A 15,365-nucleotide genomic window follows, 5' to 3' on the forward strand; every position below is an offset into this window, starting at 1 on the left:
GCAACTAATTTCTAAATAGTTGCTATGATTCAAGACAATCCAAAATTTGTAGAACAAGGCTTAACATACGACGATGTACTTTTAGTCCCGGCGTATTCTGATGTTCTGCCACGTGATGTAAAAATCAATTCCTATTTTTCTAAAAACATCCCTTTGAATATTCCGATTGTATCTGCAGCAATGGATACAGTAACTGAAAGTAAAATGGCAATTGCTATGGCACGAGAAGGTGGGATTGGTGTTTTACACAAAAACATGACCATTGAAGAGCAAGCTTCTAAAGTTAGAATGGTGAAACGATCTGAGTCAGGTATGATTCTAGACCCTGTTATCCTTCCTCTCACAGCTTTGGTTGCGGATGCTAATGAAAACATGAAGAAATACAAAATTGGAGGAATTCCAATTGTAGATGCACAGGGGAAATTAAGCGGTATTGTAACGAACAGAGATTTGCGTTTCGAAAAAAACGATCAAAGACCAATTACTGAGGTTATGACTTCTAAAAATCTTATCACGGTTAAAGAAGGCACCTCACTTTCCGATGCAGAAGAAATTTTGCAGAAACATAAAATTGAAAAACTACCTGTTATAGATAACGATCAAAACCTTGTAGGTTTGATTACGTTCCGAGATATAACGAAACATACTACAAAGCCTATAGCGAACAAAGATGAATTTGGGAGACTGCGAGTTGCAGCTGCTGTTGGTGTCACTGCAGATGCAGTTGAACGAACTTCAGCACTTGTTAAAGCAGGAGTAGATGCGATTGTTATCGATACAGCTCACGGACATACTAAAGGTGTAGCTTCTGTTTTAAAAGAGGTTAAAGCTAGTTTTCCGAAATTAGATGTAGTAGTAGGAAATATTGCAACAGGAGAAGCTGCTAAATATTTAGTTGATCTAGGAGCTGACGCTATTAAAGTAGGAATTGGGCCGGGTTCAATTTGTACAACTCGAATTATTGCGGGTGTGGGTTACCCTCAATTGTCTGCAGTATTACAGGTATCTAAAGCTATTAAAGGAAGCGGGGTTCCTATAATTGCCGACGGTGGAATTCGATACACAGGTGATATTCCAAAGGCAATTGCAGCTGGAGCTTCTTGTGTTATGCTAGGAAGCTTGTTAGCAGGAACAAAAGAATCCCCTGGAGAAACGATTATCTTTGAAGGTAGAAAGTTTAAATCTTACCGAGGAATGGGTTCTGTTGAAGCTATGAATAAAGGAAGTAAAGACCGCTACTTTCAAGATATTGAAGATGATATTAAAAAGCTAGTTCCTGAGGGTATTGTAGGACGTGTTCCTTATAAAGGGGAGCTTGTTGAAAGTATTCACCAATTCTTAGGCGGTTTAAAAGCTGGTATGGGATATTGTGGAGCATCTGATGTAGAAATGCTCAAAGAGAAAGGAAAGTTTGTACAGCTTACTGCGTCTGGAATTAGAGAAAGTCATCCTCATAATATTCAGATTACCAAAGAAGCACCAAACTACAGTCCATAGGAACTTAGTAATTAATAGTAAATTTTAATCCAGGTAGGTTAAGGAGAATGAAAACCTATGCTAATTAGCTATTAGCTTGTATGTTTTAACGATCGATTTAGTTTCTACTCGAACGATATACATATTACCAGACTCTAGTCGAATTGATTTTTTGAAATCTTCTAAAGACTCTGAATTATATCTTTCAATTTCATTCCCAATAATAGTGTAAATTTGAATGGTTCCAATTCCTGTCAGACCTTGAATTTGAAATGTACCGTTACGGTAAAAAAGTTTAACAGTCTCTTGCTCTGAGTCAAAACTTAGAGAATTTGAGTTTAAAGGGGAAGAGTTTGAGAACGCGTTCTGGGAAGCGAGGGATAAAATTAGAAGTAAAAAGAAAATACTATGTTTCATCCTGAAAATTATACATGCAAGTTAAATATATAGTTGTTAATAAAAAAATATTTATAAACAAATAAAATACTGATAAACAGTAACTTGATAAAGTTATTAAGATTTTGAATCAAAAAATCCATTCTAAAACACAATAAATTTCATTTTTTTCGTTCAAACAAAAAACAAGTATTATGCACAAAGCTTTTCAACTTCACGATGTTTTAAAACATAATTTACTTGTGCTTATAAGTATCTTTACCCTGTTATTGTCAACATTAAGTTGTGAGCAATTTTACAAGGTTAATAATGATGCAGTTATTGCTAGAGCAGGTAATTCTTTTTTATACCATTCAGAGTTAGAAAATAACATAATCAACTTTAATACCGAAAGTGATAGCATTATTCAAGCAGAAAATTATATCAACAACTGGGCACGAAAACAATTGCTTATAAACCAAGCTGTCATTAATCTCGATATTGAATCACAAGAAAAGTTAGATGAATTAGTTAGTTCATACCGATCTGATTTATGGAGTAGTGCTTACAAAGAATTTGTTGTAAAGTCGAGTATAGACACATTAATTAGTAAAAAAGAAATTGAACAGTATTATGAGAACAATCAAAATAATTTTCTTTTAAATGAAACCCTCTTGAAGATCAGGTACGTAGCTTTACCCTCAGAAAATATTGATATTCTTGAAATTAAAGAAAAACTAATACGTTTCAATGAAGAGGATGTCAGATTCTTGGATTCACTTTCATTTCAGTTCAATTCTTATGAAATAAGAGATTCTGTATGGTTGTCAAAAAGAGATCTAATTAAAACCTTATCAGTTATTGAAGAAAATAACTTTGAAGAGTACTTAAAAAAATCACAATTTTTTCTCATTGAGGATTCATTAGAAGTATATTTGCTTTTTGTTGATGATTACTTGTTGCGAAACGAAATTGCACCACTTGTATCCATAGAAAATACGATACGAAAAATTGTATTCAACAAAAGGAAATTAGATTTTATTAGACAATTTGATAAAGAAATATTACAAGATGCCATACGAACAAAGAAATTTGAACTTTACCGTTAAAAATTATTTACTCCTTCTTTTTGCTTTTACATTAAGTTTTAATATTTCAGCTCAAGGACCGTTAAACAACGATAAATCTAAACGGATTAAAATTGATGGTGTTTCTGCTGTAGTGGGAGATTACGTTATTCTTGATTCTGATATTGATAAAACACTAGTTGACATGAAATCTCAAGGAATTTCTACTGAAGGAATTGAGAGATGTCAATTGTTAGGTAAGTTAATGGAAGATAAACTATATGCACATCATGCGGTACAAGACAGCCTTATTGTGAGTGATTCTGAGGTGTATAGTTATGTTGATCAAAGTATAGAATACTTTACAGAGCAATTAGGGAGTATCGAAAAAGTATTGGAGTTTTATAACAAGCCAGATGAATTTTCTTTTAGAGAGCAACTTTTTGAGATTAATAAATTACAAAAACTAGCTTCTTTAATGCAATCGGAGATTGTATCTAAAATAGAAATAACACCGGAAGAGGTAAGAAGTTTTTTTGAGTCAATCCCAGAGGACGAACTTCCTGTGTTTGGAACTGAAATTGAATTAGCTCAAATAGTAATTGAACCTGCGGTTTCTGATGAAGAGACACAACGAGTTATTAATAGGCTTAAAGATTTTAAAAATGATGTTGAGGAGAAAGGTTTAAGCTTTGCTTCTAAAGCAATTTTATATTCTCAGGACCCAGGTTCAAGATCAACAGGGGGTAAATATACATTACACCGAAAAAGACCTCGTATGGTAAAGGAGTTTAGAGATGCAGCCTTTGGCCTCGAAGAAGGACAGATTTCTCAACCCTTTAAATCTGATTTTGGTTGGCATATCGTAACTGTAGATAAAATTAGAGGACAACAAGTAGATGTTCGACACATTCTTTTAACTCCTAAAGTTGATGTAGAACAATTAAATCAATCGCGAACAATTTTGGACTCACTACGAAAAAGAATAGTCGATAAAGAGATTACTTTTAGTGATGCGGCTTTTAATTTTTCTAGTGAAAAAGAAACACGAAATAGTGGTGGAACCTTAATAAATCCAGTAACCGGTGACACACGATTTGAACTTACTAAAATGGATCCAGATTTATATAATCAGGTAAGCAAGCTTAAAGAGGGTGAAATTTCTGTTCCTCTTCTTGATACAGACCGCTCCGGGTTGAAGAAATATAAAATCATTATGATTACCAACCGTTTTGAAGAGCATGTTGCTGACTATTCTCAAGATTTTATTAGAATTAAAGAATTAGCGCTGAAAGATAAGCAGCTTAGAGCTATAGAGAAATGGACAAAAGAAAGAATAGAAGATACCTACGTGAGTATTAGTAAAGATTATAAATCTTGCGAATTTACAAACAACTGGTCTAAAAAGTGATTTTTATTGTTTGAAGTACTTCAATGGAACCCATAGCATTCCAAAACATTCGCCATCTTCTTTATGAATGCTTTTGTGATGCATTTTATGTGCTCTTCTTAAGCCTTTTGCATACCTAGAATTAGTTTTTTTAAATATTTTAAATCGTTGATGGATGAATATATCATGAACGATAAAATAGCTCAATCCATAAGTAAAGATTCCTAGCGCCATTGGTAAACCTGCCCAAAACCCATATTCTCCCCATAAAATTACAAGAGACATGCTTACAATTGCATAAAATATAAAAAACAAGTCATTTCTTTCGAACCAGGAGTCATGATCTTTTTTGTGGTGATCTTTGTGTAAGCTCCATAAGAAACCGTGCATTATGTATTTATGAGAAAACCAAGCCATAAATTCCATAAATATGAATGTAAAAAGATAAATCAATATCCAAAATAAGGTTGTCATTCTAAAGTAAGTTTAATCGATAATTTAAGTAAGATTGAGCGAGAACACTTAATTTTTGATAATTAGGAACACGTACTCTGGATTCTTTTATATCGCAGGAAGGGATTTTCTTTAATTTTAGAAGCAATTGGTAGTAGTATTTATACGCAGTGTAAACTCCAAACTGAGCTTCTTTTGGTAGTTTCAGAATCCCTTTCATTCCAGCTTCAAAATCATTTTCTATTTCCTTGATAATTAGGTTTTTTGAAAGTTCATTGAAGTTTTTTAAATCCGTGCCCGGAAAATAAGAGCGTTCTAATCCTTCTTGATCTGCTTTAAGATCTCTTAAAAAATTTACCTTTTGAAATCCTGAACCCAGAGACATCGCAGATTCTTTAAGTTCATTATATAGAGCTAGATTTCCTTTAACAAATACTTTCAAACACATTAAACCAACAACATCTGCTGAACCATAGATGTATTCTTTATAGTCTTCTTTTGTAAGGTATTTTTTTTTATGTAAATCCCAGCGCATACTTTTCATAAAAGCTTTTACATGCTCTATATCCAGTTGGTAAGAATGGAAAGTGTTTTGAAAGGAATTTAAGATTGGATTTAAGCTTATTTTATGATCTAAGGCATGGTATAGATCATTTTCAAAGCGATCTAACAGTTCTTCTTTCTTATACAAATGAAAGCTATCAACAATTTCGTCTGCAAAACGAACAAAACCATAGATGTTGTAAATATCTTTCCGTATAGAAACGTCTAACATTTTAGTAGCCAACGAAAACGAGGTACTGTAAGATACAGTAACTAATTTACTGCATTCGTTTGATAAAATATCAAATATAGTTTTCATTGTTTTCACTTCTTGTATTCTAACAAATTTATACAAAAAATCATAGAATCTTGTCCCGATTCAAAAAATCAGCTTTAAATTTATGAAGCCCGGTAAATGTGTATACTTTGGTAGGTAATATTTCAAGCGTAATGTCTTTTGTTCTATTTCCAAAGATTGAAAGTGTAGAATCGCTTTTTAGTAAAATTTGTTCATTGAAATCTTCAACAAACTCATTCATTTTATCTGGGTTTGGTTCAACTGTACAAAAAGTCACAAAGTGAATTGTAGAATTAAAATTTAAAAAAGTTGATAAGCTATCACTAGGTAAAGACTGCCCTAAAAATATGGTCTTAAATCCTTTAGACAAGATGAGTTGGTTTAGGAATAATAAACTTAATTCATGAATTTCATTTTCAGGCAAAAATAAAATAAAGCAAGGGTCGTCCGTTCTATTTTCTTTTTTTGCTTGAATAATATCTGTTTGAACGTGAATTTTTTGTTTAATTAAATTTGTAATGAAGTGCTCGTGTGAGGGGCTAATTGTATTGGTTTGCCATAAAATACCAAGTTCCATCATCAGGGGAACGAAAACGTTCATATAAACAAATTCAAAATCCTTTTCCTTAATAAGTTCATCGAAAGTCAAATCAAAGAGTGAGGTATCAAAATTGACCATGGCAAGTTTGAACGCATTAATTGAGGTTTGTTCTGATTTTGACTCCAAAGAAATTTGGCGAACTAGTTGTGAGATTTCATCAATATTAAGTTTAGCTATTTTAGAAATCTTAACACCATTACTGTATAGTAAAGTGATATTTAACAACTTACGAAGACTGTCTAAGGAATATCTTCGAATATTAGTATCGGTTCTTTCCGGGGAAAGTAAGTTGTAACGCTTTTCCCAAATTCTTATGGTATGCGCTTTAATCCCTGAAATATGTTCCAGGTTTTTTATACTAAAACTGCTCTTTATACGATCCATTAGTTTAAACTTTATTAAAAAAGTTTAAACAAAAATACGAAAATAAAAAGTAAAAGTATTAATAAATAAGGGAAACAACGAGTGCGCACGAGAAGACTCGAACTTCCACGGGAAAAATCCCACTAGCCCCTCAAGCTAGCGCGTCTACCAATTCCGCCACGTGCGCTGAAGTGATCTGGCTGGGGTTCGAACCCAGGACCCTCTCCTTAAAAGGGAGATGCTCTACCAGCTGAGCTACCAGATCTTAAAAGAATAATTGTGATCTGGCTGGGGTTCGAACCCAGGACCCTCTCCTTAAAAGGGAGATGCTCTACCAGCTGAGCTACCAGATCGTTTTAGTATTTTAAGGCTGCAAATATACGTGCAAATATTAATATTTCATATTCTAAATCGCTAAATTTACATTTGATTTTTAAAATAAAATTTTGTTGGATACAATTATACTAATAGGCTATATGGGATGCGGTAAATCTAGAGTTGGGAAGGCGCTTTCTCAATCTGTTGATATTCCATATGTTGACCTTGATTCTTATATAGAAAAACAGGAGAAAATGTCTGTAAAATCCATTTTTGAACGTAAGGGTGAACTTTATTTTAGGAAAAAAGAGCGTACTTATTTAGAAAAACTTTTACTTCAGAAAGATCCTATTGTACTTTCTTTAGGAGGAGGAACTCCTTGTTATTACGATTCTATGGATTTAATAACTAATTCAAATGCTCATAGTATATATTTAAAAGCATCCATAAAAACCCTCGCTGATCGATTATTTAAAGAACGAAATAAACGACCTATGATAAGTCACATAAACAATGAAGAAGTTTTATTAGAATACATAGGGAAGCATTTATTCGAAAGATTACCTTTTTATAGCAAAGCTGATCATTCGGTCTCGGTTGACTCAGATACTCCTGAGGAACTAGCTTTAAAAATCAAAAACTTATTTTAAGAAAACTCCTTCTGATCCTTTATCTAGATTAACAGCAATATGCTCATTAATTGATGTTGATAATGAAATTCCTTTATAGTCTGCTTTTATTGGATAATTCTTGTGATTTCGATTTACTAAAACAGCTGTTTTTAATTGTTTTAATGGAACCTCTAATAAATGTTTAGCTGCATATATTAAAGTACTTCCAGTGTTCAAAACATCATCAATTAAGACCACCGATTGACCTTTTAGGACTTCTACTTCTTCTGATGTTTTAATAGGTAAATGGGGGTCTTTCTTATTAATTTCTAATTGAATAAAATTTATTTCTAAATCTGTAATTTCTTTCAGTACAGAAATTATATTCTTAGCAAATAAAACTCCGCTTTTTGAGATACCAACTACATAAAGTGTTTTATGATTAAAGTTTGCTTCGTAAATCTGATAAGCAATTCTTCTTGTACTATGGTTTATGGTTAAGCCATCAACGATAAGGGTTGCATCTTTTGTCATAGGATGTTGTTATTAAAGCAAATTCTTAGGTTAATACAAAGTTATAAAGTTTTAACCTCTTAAATCAACTTAACTTCAAAATCATTTTAAAAAAGGATTTTGGTTTATAATAATACTAATTGGGGTCTTCAGTATAATCATCTAATTCTCTTCGATCTTTTTTAGTTGGTCTACCTTCTCCTTTTTGTCTGTAATAGTCTTGTGCTAGATTCTGTAATTCATTTTGTTTAAAAGCATCTTTTGGTGTTGTGTTAACTCGATAAATATCTACAAGTTTTGCACCAACTCTGCTTTTAGGTATATCTAAAACTTCAAGAGATAAATTTATTTGATCTTTTCGAACTATTATCTTGTCAGTTGGATAAACTTCTCTGGAGGGTTTTACAATCTGGTCGTTTACTTTTACCTGTCCTTTTTTACAGGCTTTAGAAGCAATACTTCTCGATTTGAAGTAACGTACTGCCCATAAATATTGATCAATTCTCATTCTTTAAAACTACGTTAAATTTATTTCAAAAATAAAGTAAAATTGTATCTTGCGCACCAAAATAGACCCTATGCTTCGTTATATCAAATTTTACATACCTATATTAGTGCTTATAATTTCGTTAAGCTCTTGTAATTCAGTTGATAATAATATAAATGAACCTGTTGAGGTAAGAGATTATGCAGAACAGTTTTTAATAGATGATGCATTACTAGTGGAGTATTTAACAACCCACTTTTATAACTACGAAGAATTCGAAGCAACTGGTGATAATGTTCCTATTGTTATAGATACCATTGCAGGGGATAATGCTGATAAAATTCCAATGATTGATCAGGTTCAACAAATCTCTGTGCCTGTTACAAACACTGACAATACAATAGTGAATCATACGTTGTATTATATTGTTGCTAAACAGGGGTCTCGGGTAGATGATAAGCCTACAATAGTTGATTCTGAATATCTAACATATAAAGGAAATTTATTGGACGGAACCATTTTTGACCAACGACTTAGTAGTCCAATTTGGTTTGATAATACTGCTGTTATTACTGGGTTTCGATATGGGTTGCAATTCTTTGCTCCAGGAACTTTTACACAAACGGATGATAATTTAACGGTCTTTCAAGATTATGGACAGGGTATGATCTTCCTGCCTTCTGGTATTGGTTATTATTCCACATCTCAAGGTCTTTCTTTACCTTCTTATTCTCCTCTTGTTTTTTCAGTTTCTGTTTACACAACCAAACAAAATGACCACGATAATGATGGGGTTTTGTCTATTGACGAAGATCCTGACGGTGATGGAAACCCTTTAAATGACGATACAGATGGCGACGGTGTCTTCAATCTAAATGATTTTGATGACGATGGGGATGGAATCCTAACGGTGTTGGAGTTAGATGTAGATGGTGATGGTGTTATTGATGATAGTGATAACGACGGTATTCCAGATTATTTAGATTCTGATAGTTAGAATTTTAATTCTTTTTTAAATATTCTCTTCCCAAAAATCCAGACAAACAAATGTTTGTTATTGGAAAGACCTTTCAAATGGAATTAGGAGAAAAAATAAAATAAAACAGTGTTAGTGCCACTTAAATCTAATGATTAGGTCGACTTGACTTAATCTTTCGATCTGCTTTTTAATTCATAGGACGCACTAACAATAAATTGGTTTGGACGTGCATCAATTCTACCTGGCTCAATATCAACTCCATTAACACCAAGGATTTTAATGTCGTTGTCTGTAAATCCACGTTCATATCTAACTCCTAAACCAAATCTTCCCAAGTTCAAACGGGTTCCTATTTGCAAACCAACAGTGAAATTTTCTTCGACTTCAGTGAGTTCAATTCCTTCAACATCTTCATTAAGTATATACTGAAAACTAGGACCTGCAAAAACGCTTAAGGGACCAAGAATTTTATAACCTAATAAAACAGGAGCTTCTATTTTACTAATTCCAATATCTGTGTTTTGAACACCACTATTGATTTTTGTAAATTGAATTTCAGGACGTAAATAAAATAAGAGTAAATCTATTTTGCTGTAAATTCCAATATGATACCCAGTTTGAGATCCAGCTGACAGATTTGTTTCAGAAAACTCAGTGTAATTAACATCTCCTAAAGAGTCATAATTTAACCCTGCTTTAACACCAAACTCAAATTGAGCATAGTTTAAAGAGGATATAAATAAAGCAATTAAGGTAAAACTTTTAGTTAATTTCTTAGTCATATTCTTTTATTTACGTTTTATAACTTTTTGAGTAGCCGATACAATAGCATCTTTGTTTAAACCGTACTTTTCCATTAACTGAGCAGGTGTACCAGATTCCCCGAAGGTATCTTGAGTTGCTATAAACTCTTGAGGTACAGGGTGGTTTAATGAAAGTACTCGTGCAACACTTTCTCCTAAACCTCCTAAATAGTTATGTTCCTCAGCTGTAACAACACAACCCGTTTTGGCAACAGATTTTAAAATAATTTCATCATCAAGAGGTTTGATGGTGTGAATATTAATAACTTCAGCTTTAATTCCCTGATCATTAAGTATTTTGGCAGCTTCAAGGGCTTCCCAAACTAAGTGTCCAGTAGCCACAATAGTAACATCAGAACCTTCTTGTAACAAAATTCCTTTTCCTACCTCAAACTTCTGATCTACAGGTGTAAAATTAGCTACAGAAGGTCTTCCGAATCTAAGGTAAACAGGTCCTTCGAAATCAGCAATTGCAATTGTAGCTGCTTTAGTTTGGTTGTAATCACATGTATTGATAACCGTCATTCCAGGAAGCATTTTCATTAATCCAATGTCTTCTAGTATTTGGTGCGTTGCACCATCTTCCCCGAGAGTAACACCTGCGTGAGATGCACATATTTTTACGTTTTTATCTGAGTATGCAATTGATTGACGAATTTGATCATATACTCTTCCAGTAGAAAAGTTTGCAAACGTTCCTGTAAATGGAATTTTACCTCCAATTGTTAAGCCAGCTGCAATTCCAATCATATTAGCTTCCGCAATACCTATTTGAAAAAAACGTTCTGGATTTTCTTCAATAAACTGATCCATTTTTAGGGATCCTATCAAGTCTGCACACAAGGCAACTACATTTGGATTTGTTCTTCCTAGCTCTGTAAGACCAGCACCGAAACCTGATCGTGTATCTTTAGAACCTTGATTTATATATTCTATCATAATGTTTTTTATTTCTGTTGTTGCAGCTTTTTAATAATCTCCTAAAGTTTCTGGATTCTGGGCTAGAGCACTTTCTAATTGTTCATCATTTGGCGCTTTTCCATGCCATGCGTGTGTATTCATCATAAAGTCAACACCATTACCCATTTCTGTTTTTAAAAGAATGCAAATCGGTTTTCCTTTTCCAGTCTTAGATTTTGCTTCTTTAAGAGCGGCAGTAATTTGAGATAAATCATTACCATCTTCTACAGTAAGTACATCCCAACCGAATGAAATGAATTTAGCAGAAAGATCTCCCATTGGCATAACAACATCGGTTGGGCCATCGATTTGTTTTTCATTTAAATCAATTGTAGCAATAATGTTGTCTACTTTTTTTCCGGCAGCATACATTATAGCTTCCCAATTTTGACCCTCTTGGAGTTCGCCGTCACCAAGAAGCGTGTAAACTAAATGACTGTCTTTATTGAGTTTTTTTGCTTGTGCAGCTCCAAGAGCTACAGAAAGACCCTGGCCAAGAGAACCAGAAGCCATTCGGATCCCAGGAAGACCTTCATGAGTTGTTGGATGCCCTTGTAATCTTGAATTTATTAATCTAAACGTATTTAATTCCTCAACTGGAAAATAACCTCTATGAGCTAAAACACTATAAAAAACAGGAGAAATGTGACCGTTAGAAAGGAAGAATACATCTTCATTTATCCCGTCCATATCAAACCCTTCTTTAAGGTCCATTACTTCGTTATAAAGACAAACTAAAAATTCTGTACAGCCTAAAGAACCTCCAGGATGACCTGAATTTACTTTATGTACCATTCTAAGGATGTCTCTTCGTACTTGAGAAACAATTTGTTCTAATGAGTATTGTGTTTGCATGAATTCAAATGATATTTAATGCAAAAATACATCTTTGTGAACCATCAACAAACATAAATCGAATACTTATTAACGTCTTCTTTAACATTTTACTAAAATTTAATTTGAAGGCCCTTGATAGGGGCAAGTTCGTTATCTTTGGCAATATTTTTTATTTATGAAATTTGAACGTATTGCAAGTGATCCAAACAGTAAAGCTCGAGCGGGTTCTATCACCACAGATCATGGTGTAGTTGAGACTCCTATTTTTATGCCTGTTGGAACTGCTGCTACAGTAAAAGGTGTACATCAAAGAGACCTAGAACAAGAAATTAATCCAGACATTATACTCGGAAACACCTATCATTTGTATTTAAGACCTCAAACCGATATCATAGAAAAGGCAGGAGGATTACATAAATTCATGAATTGGAAGCGCCCCATTCTTACAGATTCAGGAGGATATCAAGTTTATTCACTTTCTGCAAATAGAAAAATCAAAGAAGAAGGAGTAAAGTTTAAATCGCATGTAGATGGTTCTTATCATTTTTTTACTCCTGAAAATGTAATTGATATTCAAAGAAAAATAGGTGCAGATATAATAATGGCCTTTGATGAATGCACTCCTTATCCCTGTGATTATCGTTATGCAAAAAGATCAATGCATATGACACATAGATGGCTAGAGCGTTGTTTAATTCAAAATGAAAAAAGTCCTTTTTTGTATGATTACACTCAAACCTTTTTCCCAATTGTCCAGGGGAGTACTTATAAAGATTTAAGACTTCAGTCTGCTGAATATATTGCAAGTAAGGGAGCTGAAGGTAACGCTATTGGGGGACTTTCTGTGGGTGAGCCTGCCGAAGAAATGTATGCAATGACCGAAGTTGTTTGTAGTGTATTACCAGAAGACAAGCCTAGATATTTAATGGGTGTTGGAACTCCTATTAACTTATTAGAAAATGTAGCCCTAGGTGTGGATATGTTTGATTGTGTTATGCCAACTCGAAACGCTAGAAATGGGATGTTGTTTACAGCAGAGGGTACAATAAATATTAAAAACAAAAAATGGGAAGACGATTTTTCAATGATCGATCCTGCTGGTTATACTTTTGTTGATACAGATTATTCAAAAGCGTATCTTAGACACCTCTTTAAAGTAAATGAAATGCTTGGAAAGCAAATTGCTACAATACATAATTTAGGGTTCTATTTATGGTTGATGCGAGAAGCTAGAAAACGAATAATTGCTGGAGATTTTTATAGTTGGAAAGAAAAAATGGTTAAAAACATGGATAAACGTCTATAGCTTTGTTAAAAAAAATTGACCTCTATATAATTAAACGCTACATAGGAACATTCTCTGTTATGTTACTCCTATTCATTCCTATTGGAATAATGGTAGATGTCTCTGAGAAAATTGACAAGTTTAAAGAAAAAGAAGTCCCCCTTGAAGCAATTATAGATTACTATTTAGATTTTACTTGGTATTTTGGGAATCTGCTATATCCTGTTTTTTTATTTTTATCCATCATCTGGTTTACTTCCAAACTGGCTAATAATTCAGAAGTTATAGCCATTTTGAGTTCAGGAGTATCTTTTTATAGATATTTAAGACCTTTTTTAATTGCAGCTGCAGCAATCTCTACAACTGCGTTCCTAGCAGGAATGTTTATAGTCCCTCAGGCAAGCAAAGGGTTTAAAGAATTTAAGCATAAATACATCAGCAGAAAAAAAGATGATCGAACAACCTCTAATCTTTACAAACAGATTAATGACAATGAATATGTTTATGTAAGTAGTTATAACCCAAAAAGAAAAAGAGGGAATAATTTTACTTTAGAACATTTTGAAGGAGAGCAATTAAAATTTAAAATCTTTGCTCAGACGATTCGTTGGATCGATAAAGATTCTAATTTTAGGCTTATAAATTACAGAAAAAGAACCATAAACGAGATGGGTGAAGTATTTGAACAAGAAAACCGAAAAGACACCCTCTTTGATTTTGAAATTCAAGACTTAGCACCCTTAAATTATTTAGCGGAAACACTGCCTTTAGGGGAACTAAACGATTTCATAGCAGAGGAAGAGCGAAGCGGATCTCCACTGATAGATCTACATCTTTTAGCCAGACATAAGCGTTACAGTATCCCACTTTCTGTTTTTGTACTTACAATAATTGCCGTTGCTGTTTCTTCATTTAAAAGAAGAGGAGGAATGGGGGTTAATCTTGCTTTTGGAATTATAACCGGTTTTACTTTTATATTTTTTGACAAAATATTTGGAGTTATGGTTGATAAAACTGACATGTCACCCGCAATTGGAGCCTGGCTCCCTCTTGGTCTATTTGGAATTCTTGCAATTGTATTACTAAGTTATGCTAAGCGTTAGATCAAAAAGTCTCATCCACTTACACTTTTTAATTTTTATTTGGGGATTTACTTCCATACTAGGAGCATTAATTCAAAAAAGTTCATTTGAAATTGTTTTGTTCAGAGTTATTATAGCCTCTTTAATTATAGGTTTATATTTCATTTTTTTTAAACCACGTTATTTTCTAGTTAAACCCAAGGCACTCCTTAGTTTTCTCTTAGGCGGATTGCTTATTTCTATTCATTGGATTTTATTTTTTTATGCCATAAAAATTTCATCCGTTTCAATAACCCTCTCTGTTTTGTCATCAGCATCTTTAATGACTTCTTTTTTGGAGCCCATTTTTTACAAAAGAAAAATAAGAGGGTATGAAGTGTTTTTTGGAGCACTGGTAATTCTTGGGCTGGGTTTGATATTTAGAGCGGAAAGAGACTCGTCTTTAGGGATATACATTGCTCTTTTGTCTACATTATTATCGGTTTTGTTTACGCTGCTCAATGGAAAATTAATAGAAAATAATGAAGCAGCTTCAATCTCATTTTATCAGCTAGTAATGGGTAGTCTAGCTTTGCTCTTATGGCTTGTTTTTTCAATGGAAATCCCAGAAAATATATTTGTATGGAATGGATATGATGCTTTATGGATGTTTCTACTAGCTTCAATTTGTACAGCCTATGCTTTTATTGCCTCTGTAGAAATTATGAAAGAGCTGACCCCTTACACAATAATGATTTCATTAAATATGGAACCTATTTATGCTATTCTTTTTTCAATTTATATCTTTGGCGAAAAAGAAATAATGAGTTTTAATTTTTACATTGGTGTAATTATTATACTCACCTCAGTAATAGGAAATGGTATTTATAAGGCACGCAAATCAAAAAAAACTAGCTCCAATTACTAAAAATTTATACTTTAGCT

The 15,365-nt window shown here is 33.1% G+C and carries 17 protein-coding genes and 3 tRNA genes; 8 read left to right on the forward strand and 12 right to left on the reverse strand.

All coding sequences use genetic code 11. From position 1 onward, the window contains the following. Positions 1 to 24: 24 nt before the first annotated feature. Positions 25 to 1,497 (forward strand): IMP dehydrogenase, encoded by a 1,473-nt coding sequence (gene guaB / locus NG655_RS04265; protein ID WP_252158106.1) that lies wholly within the window; start codon positions 25 to 27, stop codon positions 1,495 to 1,497. 60 nt (positions 1,498 to 1,557) lie between these two features. On the opposite strand, the gene NG655_RS04270 is transcribed toward guaB, so the two are convergent. Continuing rightward, the gene (locus NG655_RS04270; protein WP_252158107.1) at positions 1,558 to 1,893 is read right to left on the reverse strand and encodes a T9SS type A sorting domain-containing protein; all 336 of its coding nucleotides are present in this window, start codon (positions 1,891 to 1,893) and stop codon (positions 1,558 to 1,560) included. A gap of 173 nt (positions 1,894 to 2,066) precedes the next feature. On the opposite strand from NG655_RS04270, the gene NG655_RS04275 reads away from it, so the two are divergent. Together NG655_RS04275 and NG655_RS04280 are read left to right on the forward strand one after the other, a co-directional pair. After that, positions 2,067 to 2,960, forward strand: a complete 894-nt coding sequence (locus tag NG655_RS04275; RefSeq protein ID WP_252158108.1) for a peptidyl-prolyl cis-trans isomerase — start codon at positions 2,067 to 2,069, stop codon at positions 2,958 to 2,960. Beyond that, on the forward strand, positions 2,923 to 4,329 hold the full coding sequence (locus NG655_RS04280; protein WP_252158109.1) for a peptidylprolyl isomerase: 1,407 nt from the start codon (positions 2,923 to 2,925) through the stop codon (positions 4,327 to 4,329). Before NG655_RS04275 ends, NG655_RS04280 begins: the two co-directional genes overlap by 38 nt. A 3-nt stretch (positions 4,330 to 4,332) precedes the next feature. Here the strand turns inward: NG655_RS04280 and NG655_RS04285 are convergent, their stop codons facing one another. The 6 genes from NG655_RS04285 to NG655_RS04310 form a co-directional block, all read right to left on the reverse strand. Continuing rightward, the gene (locus NG655_RS04285; protein WP_252158110.1) at positions 4,333 to 4,782 is read right to left on the reverse strand and encodes a sterol desaturase family protein; all 450 of its coding nucleotides are present in this window, start codon (positions 4,780 to 4,782) and stop codon (positions 4,333 to 4,335) included. Between the two features lies 1 nt (position 4,783). Next, positions 4,784 to 5,623, reverse strand: coding sequence for a phytoene/squalene synthase family protein (locus tag NG655_RS04290; protein ID WP_252158111.1), 840 nt, complete (start codon positions 5,621 to 5,623; stop codon positions 4,784 to 4,786). 40 nt (positions 5,624 to 5,663) lie between these two features. Further along, a complete protein-coding gene (locus tag NG655_RS04295) occupies positions 5,664 to 6,587 on the reverse strand; it encodes a MerR family transcriptional regulator (protein ID WP_252158112.1) in 924 nt (307 codons plus the stop codon). Positions 6,588 to 6,669: 82 nt separating this feature from the next. After that, positions 6,670 to 6,753, reverse strand: a tRNA-Leu gene (locus tag NG655_RS04300). Positions 6,754 to 6,758: 5 nt separating this feature from the next. Continuing rightward, positions 6,759 to 6,831: transfer RNA gene (locus NG655_RS04305), tRNA-Lys, on the reverse strand. Positions 6,832 to 6,846: 15 nt separating this feature from the next. Further along, a tRNA-Lys gene (locus NG655_RS04310) sits at positions 6,847 to 6,919 on the reverse strand. Positions 6,920 to 7,015: 96 nt separating this feature from the next. On the opposite strand from NG655_RS04310, the gene NG655_RS04315 reads away from it, so the two are divergent. Then, complete coding sequence (locus NG655_RS04315; RefSeq protein ID WP_252158113.1) at positions 7,016 to 7,534, forward strand: shikimate kinase; 519 nt, start codon at positions 7,016 to 7,018, stop codon at positions 7,532 to 7,534. Here NG655_RS04315 and NG655_RS04320 read toward each other — a convergent pair. Together NG655_RS04320 and NG655_RS04325 are read right to left on the reverse strand one after the other, a co-directional pair. Then, positions 7,526 to 8,029: a phosphoribosyltransferase family protein gene (locus NG655_RS04320; protein WP_252158114.1), complete on the reverse strand. Its 504-nt coding sequence runs from the start codon at positions 8,027 to 8,029 to the stop codon at positions 7,526 to 7,528. The genes NG655_RS04315 and NG655_RS04320 overlap by 9 nt on opposite strands. 115 nt (positions 8,030 to 8,144) lie before the next feature. Beyond that, positions 8,145 to 8,516: an RNA-binding S4 domain-containing protein gene (locus tag NG655_RS04325; RefSeq protein WP_252158115.1), complete on the reverse strand. Its 372-nt coding sequence runs from the start codon at positions 8,514 to 8,516 to the stop codon at positions 8,145 to 8,147. A gap of 70 nt (positions 8,517 to 8,586) precedes the next feature. On the opposite strand from NG655_RS04325, the gene NG655_RS04330 reads away from it, so the two are divergent. Beyond that, complete coding sequence (locus tag NG655_RS04330) at positions 8,587 to 9,492, forward strand: FKBP-type peptidyl-prolyl cis-trans isomerase (RefSeq protein WP_252158116.1); 906 nt, start codon at positions 8,587 to 8,589, stop codon at positions 9,490 to 9,492. Positions 9,493 to 9,641: 149 nt separating this feature from the next. Here the strand turns inward: NG655_RS04330 and NG655_RS04335 are convergent, their stop codons facing one another. From NG655_RS04335 to NG655_RS04345, 3 genes are read right to left on the reverse strand one after another with little or no spacing between them, the layout of a single operon-like run. Then, on the reverse strand, positions 9,642 to 10,256 hold the full coding sequence (locus tag NG655_RS04335; protein WP_252158117.1) for an outer membrane beta-barrel protein: 615 nt from the start codon (positions 10,254 to 10,256) through the stop codon (positions 9,642 to 9,644). A 6-nt stretch (positions 10,257 to 10,262) separates the two neighbouring features. Continuing rightward, on the reverse strand, positions 10,263 to 11,216 hold the full coding sequence (locus tag NG655_RS04340) for a transketolase family protein (RefSeq protein WP_252158118.1): 954 nt from the start codon (positions 11,214 to 11,216) through the stop codon (positions 10,263 to 10,265). Positions 11,217 to 11,246: 30 nt separating this feature from the next. Next, positions 11,247 to 12,092 carry a transketolase gene (locus tag NG655_RS04345; protein WP_252158119.1) on the reverse strand — a complete coding sequence of 282 codons (846 nt, stop codon included), beginning with the start codon at positions 12,090 to 12,092 and terminating at the stop codon, positions 11,247 to 11,249. A 157-nt stretch (positions 12,093 to 12,249) separates the two neighbouring features. Between NG655_RS04345 and tgt the strand changes: the two genes are divergently transcribed. The 3 genes from tgt to NG655_RS04360 are packed head-to-tail and all read left to right on the forward strand — an operon-like array spanning position 12,250 to position 15,348. Beyond that, a complete protein-coding gene (gene tgt, locus NG655_RS04350) occupies positions 12,250 to 13,380 on the forward strand; it encodes a tRNA guanosine(34) transglycosylase Tgt (protein WP_252158120.1) in 1,131 nt (376 codons plus the stop codon). Between the two features lie 2 nt (positions 13,381 to 13,382). After that, positions 13,383 to 14,462: an LptF/LptG family permease gene (locus tag NG655_RS04355; RefSeq protein ID WP_272876339.1), complete on the forward strand. Its 1,080-nt coding sequence runs from the start codon at positions 13,383 to 13,385 to the stop codon at positions 14,460 to 14,462. Beyond that, a complete protein-coding gene (locus NG655_RS04360; protein WP_252158122.1) occupies positions 14,449 to 15,348 on the forward strand; it encodes a DMT family transporter in 900 nt (299 codons plus the stop codon). The genes NG655_RS04355 and NG655_RS04360 overlap by 14 nt, the downstream gene beginning before the upstream one ends. Positions 15,349 to 15,365 lie beyond the last annotated feature (17 nt).

This window comes from Candidatus Arcticimaribacter forsetii, from assembly GCF_910589745.1.
GTDB lineage: Bacteria > Bacteroidota > Bacteroidia > Flavobacteriales > Flavobacteriaceae > Arcticimaribacter > Arcticimaribacter forsetii.

Excerpts from the sequence above, each read along its gene's own strand:
- guaB (WP_252158106.1), top strand. The coding sequence starts at position 25 with ATGATTCAAGACAATCCAAAATTTGTAGAACAAGGCTTAACATACGAC.
- NG655_RS04270 (WP_252158107.1), bottom strand. The coding sequence starts at position 1,893 with ATGAAACATAGTATTTTCTTTTTACTTCTAATTTTATCCCTCGCTTCC.
- NG655_RS04275 (WP_252158108.1), top strand. The coding sequence starts at position 2,067 with ATGCACAAAGCTTTTCAACTTCACGATGTTTTAAAACATAATTTACTT.
- NG655_RS04280 (WP_252158109.1), top strand. The coding sequence starts at position 2,923 with ATGCCATACGAACAAAGAAATTTGAACTTTACCGTTAAAAATTATTTA.
- NG655_RS04285 (WP_252158110.1), bottom strand. The coding sequence starts at position 4,782 with ATGACAACCTTATTTTGGATATTGATTTATCTTTTTACATTCATATTT.
- NG655_RS04290 (WP_252158111.1), bottom strand. The coding sequence starts at position 5,623 with ATGAAAACTATATTTGATATTTTATCAAACGAATGCAGTAAATTAGTT.
- NG655_RS04295 (WP_252158112.1), bottom strand. The coding sequence starts at position 6,587 with ATGGATCGTATAAAGAGCAGTTTTAGTATAAAAAACCTGGAACATATT.
- NG655_RS04320 (WP_252158114.1), bottom strand. The coding sequence starts at position 8,029 with ATGACAAAAGATGCAACCCTTATCGTTGATGGCTTAACCATAAACCAT.
- NG655_RS04325 (WP_252158115.1), bottom strand. The coding sequence starts at position 8,516 with ATGAGAATTGATCAATATTTATGGGCAGTACGTTACTTCAAATCGAGA.
- NG655_RS04330 (WP_252158116.1), top strand. The coding sequence starts at position 8,587 with ATGCTTCGTTATATCAAATTTTACATACCTATATTAGTGCTTATAATT.
- NG655_RS04335 (WP_252158117.1), bottom strand. The coding sequence starts at position 10,256 with ATGACTAAGAAATTAACTAAAAGTTTTACCTTAATTGCTTTATTTATA.
- NG655_RS04340 (WP_252158118.1), bottom strand. The coding sequence starts at position 11,216 with ATGATAGAATATATAAATCAAGGTTCTAAAGATACACGATCAGGTTTC.
- NG655_RS04345 (WP_252158119.1), bottom strand. The coding sequence starts at position 12,092 with ATGCAAACACAATACTCATTAGAACAAATTGTTTCTCAAGTACGAAGA.
- tgt (WP_252158120.1), top strand. The coding sequence starts at position 12,250 with ATGAAATTTGAACGTATTGCAAGTGATCCAAACAGTAAAGCTCGAGCG.
- NG655_RS04360 (WP_252158122.1), top strand. The coding sequence starts at position 14,449 with ATGCTAAGCGTTAGATCAAAAAGTCTCATCCACTTACACTTTTTAATT.